At 77.5% G+C, this 3836-nt stretch carries 2 protein-coding genes; both read right to left on the reverse strand.

Going from position 1 to position 3836, the window contains the following annotated elements; genetic code table 11:
* The coding region (locus G3I42_RS10760; protein WP_343244513.1) for a beta-ketoacyl synthase N-terminal-like domain-containing protein at positions 1–2209 on the reverse strand (2209 nt) is incomplete at its 3' end.
* 58 nt (positions 2210–2267) lie between these two features.
* Positions 2268–3644, reverse strand: a complete 1377-nt coding sequence (locus tag G3I42_RS10765) for an SDR family oxidoreductase (protein WP_343244514.1) — start codon at positions 3642–3644, stop codon at positions 2268–2270.
* Positions 3645–3836 lie beyond the last annotated feature (192 nt).

A 3836-nucleotide genomic window follows, 5' to 3' on the forward strand; every position in this document is an offset into this window, starting at 1 on the left:
CCACGGAGACGAGCCCGTGCGCCGCGTGGGCACGGCCGAAGGCGGACACCGGGTCGAACGCCGCCCCTGGACCGTCACCGACGACCAGGTCCGCCGCGTCCGCGGCCTCCTCGTCGAGCACGGCCATCACGGTGTCGCCGTCGCGGCGCGCCGCGTCCAGCGGCTTCACGACCAGGACCACGGCGGCGTCGCCGGGCTCCGCCTCGCGTCCCAGTTCCCGCAGCGCGGCCCGGTGCACCGGCTCGCAGGACAGGTCCACCGCGCCGACGAGCGCCACGTCCGCCTCGCCCGTGCGCAGCGCCCGCGCCGCGAGGTCCAGCGCCACGAGCCCGGACGCCTCCTCGGCCGACACCGCGAACCCGGGTCCGCCCAGGTCGAGTTGGGTGCTGATCCGGTTCGCGACGAGGTTCGGCAGGCTGCCCACGACCCGCTCCGCCGCCATGGGCGGCGCGAAGGCGTCCCGCACCTCCGCCGCCCGCGCCCCCGCGTCCGCCCCGGCCGCCTCCAGCCAGTACGGGACCCGCCAGCGGGCACCGGCCCGCGCCACCGCGGGGTCCACGCCCATCCCGATCACGACCATGGTCCGCTCGCGGGGCAGCGACAGCCCCCGTACGGCCTCCCGGGCGGCCTCCAGGACCATGAGCTGCGGGGGCATCGTCCGGTCCATCGACAGCGGCGGGAAGGCGAGGCCCGGCAGCCGCACGGCGATCTCCGCGACGGGACCGCGCCGTTCACCGCCCAGCACCGCGCGGCGGAAGTCCTCGGTGCCGCCGCCCTCGCCCACGCGCGCGCCGAGCGCGACGATCGCGAGCGGGGCGGGCTTCTCCCGTACCGGCACCGGTCGTACGGCCGGGCGGGTGCGACGGGCCGGGCCGCCCGGTCTCTCCGCGGCGTCGGGGGCGTCGATGATCAGGTGGGCGTTCGTGCCGCCGAAACCGAAGGCGCTGACCGCGGCCCTGCACGGTCCCGGCCACGGTTCCGGCGCGGTCAGCACCCGCAGCGGCGTGCCGTCCAGCTCCTCGATCGGCCGCTCCGCCCCGAGCGAGGCGGGGCGCACCCCCGACCGCAGGGCCCCGAGGACCTTCAGCAGACCCGCGACGCCGGCCGAGGCCAGGAGGTGCCCCACGTTGGACTTGGCCGACCCCACGGGCACGTCCGTACCGCGGGCGTAGACCTCCGCCATGCTCCGCGCCTCCACGGCGTCCCCCACCGGGGTCCCCGTCGCGTGGCACTCCACGAGCGACACCGACTCGGGGGCGAGCCCCGCCACCGCGTACGCCTGCCGCATCGCGCGCACCTGTCCCTCCTGCGCGGGGCTGAGCAGGCCGCCGCCCCGCCCGTCGTTGGAGAGCCCGATCCCGCGGATGACGCCGAGGACCGGCAGGCCCGCCGTCCGCGCCCGGGATAGCCGCGTCAGGGCGACGAACCCGGCGCCCTCACCGTGCGTCAGTCCGTCGGCGGCGCGGTCGAAGGGACGGCCGCGCCCCGTCGCGCTGACGGCCGACAGCCCGCAGAACCCGATGTGCAGGAACAGGTTGTCGACGCGGTTGACCGCGCCCGCCACCATCAGGTCGGCGGTGCCGTCGTGCAGCCGGTCGCACGCGTGCTTGATCGCGTAGAGCGAGGACGCGCAGGCGGCGTCGAGCGCCCACGCGCCCGCCCCCAGCCCGAGGGCGCGTGCCGCGAGGCGCGCCGGGAGAGCGGACGAGAAGCGGTCGCGCGCGTCGGGCCGCGCGCGGCGCTCGCCGGTCAGCAGCGCTTCGCGCAGGGCGGGCGGGAGCGCGGACAGCCACACGTGCTCGGCGAAGGCCGAGCCCGCGGCGGTGGGGTAGGACAGGTTGCCGAGGACGAGCCCGGCGCGGGGCAGCGGTCCCTCGTACCCGGCTTCCCGCAGCGCCTGCCGCGCCCCGTGCACGACCCAGCGGAACAAGGGGTCCAGCCCCAGGATCTCCTCCGGCGCGAGCGCGAGGCCGCTCGGGTCGAAGACCGCGTCGAAGCCCCGTACGTAGCCGCCGCGATCGGTCCACGTCCGGTCCAGGTGCTCCGCCGGCGAGCCCATGGCGAAGCGGTGCGGCAGCCGCCACCGGCCCTCCGGGACGGCCGAGAGGCTGTCCCGGCCCGCGGCGATGTTCTCCCAGAACGTGTCGGGATCGAGCGCGTCGGGCAGCACGCAGCCCCGGCCCACGACGGCGATCGGTTCGTACCCCACGCGTACCCCTCTCGGGAAGGACGGCAGACGGGTCCCCGTCAGGAAGGACCGGGACGGATCAGGAAGGACGGCGGACGAGTTCCACGCCGAGCAGTTCGAAGCGCACCGGGCCGTCGGGGTCGAGGAGGGCGACGTCGCACCGCGCCCCCGTCTCGTGCGTCTTGCGCGCCCGGACCACGCACCGCAGGGGGCCCCGCGCCGGTCCTCGCCGGTACACCCCGCACTCCGCGACGGCCATCGGCAGCGCCGCCTCGCCGAGCACGCCGTGCGCCCAGAGCAGGGCGACCTGAAGGCCACCGTCCAGCGCGCCCGCGTCCAGCGGCCAGGCGTCCCCCGGCCAGCCCAGCTCCCGCGCTCCGACGACGGTCGCCTCCGCCCCGTGCCGGGAGACCCCCCGCACCGCGCGCACGGCCCGGAACCGGGGCCCGTGGAAGAGGACGTGCCCGTCGTACACCCGTGGTGAGGCGGGCACGTCGAGTCCTTCGGGGGTCGTCCAGGCGGCCGGATCGGGTACGGCGGCGGCCCGTTCCAGGACGGCTCCGACGTGCGGAGCCCCCGTCTCGTCGCGCAGTTCCGCCTCCCAGCGCGAGGGGGCACCGGTCGCTGCGGCGGCGACGCGCACGTCCAGCCGGTGCCCGGCACCGTCGAGCCGCGACAGCACGCACTTGCGGTAGACCCGCACGTCGCGCAGGATCAGCGGCTCGCCCGGCCGCCACCGCGAAGCGGCGGCGCCGGTCAGCCAGTTCAGGGCCATCGCGACGGGCAGGACGGGGGCCCCGGCGATCTCGTGGTCCGCGAGCTGCGGGTGGCGGCTTCCCCGGACCAGGACCCGCGCGGGGCGGGGAGCGGTGTCGGCGGCCGGGACCGCGTCGCCCGCCGCGATCACGACGCGCGGCGCGCCCCCGGTGTCGCCCAGTTCGGCCACGAAGGCGGCGGCCCCCCGGTCCACGGCGAGGAGCGGGATGCCGGAGCGGCCGAAGTGCGCGGCCAGGGCGGGGGTGACCATGCCTGCCTGCCACGGTCCCCAGGCCACGGAGCGCACCAGGCAGCCGGGCCGCCGGACGCTCTCCGCCGAGGCCACGTGGTCGAGCACCGCGTTGGCCATCGCGTAGTCGGCCTGCCCCGCGTTGCCGGACGTCGCGGCGACGGACGAGAAGAGGCAGAGCAGGTCGAGCGGGTCGTCGGCCGTCGCGGCGAGCAGCGCCCGCAGCCCGTCCACCTTGGTCGACAGGACCAGGTCGAACTGCGCGTCGGTCTTGTCCGCGAGGTGCCGGTCGGCGAGCACCCCTGCGCCGTGCACGAGGCCGGTGACGGGACCCCACGACGCGCGCACCTCGCGCAGCGCGGCACGGACCGCGGCCTCGTCCCGTACGTCGACGGGTACGTACCGGACCGGCGAGCCCGCCGCCTCCAGCGCCGCGAGCGTCGCCCGCACCTCACGGGCCGCCAGGATCTCCCGGGCGCGCGCGGCGAGAGCGGCGGGCGCGCGGCCTTCCTCCCGCTCGGCGAGCAGACGGACGAGCGAGGGTTCGTCGACGGCGGACTCCAGCCCGGCCGGTTCCGCCTCCGTAGGACGCGTCCGGCCGAGCAGGGCGATCCGCGGGCGGTGCGCCCTGGCGAGCGCGAG

The sequence above is a fragment of the Streptomyces sp. SID11385 genome, from assembly GCF_010548245.1.
Classification (GTDB): domain Bacteria; phylum Actinomycetota; class Actinomycetes; order Streptomycetales; family Streptomycetaceae; genus Streptomyces.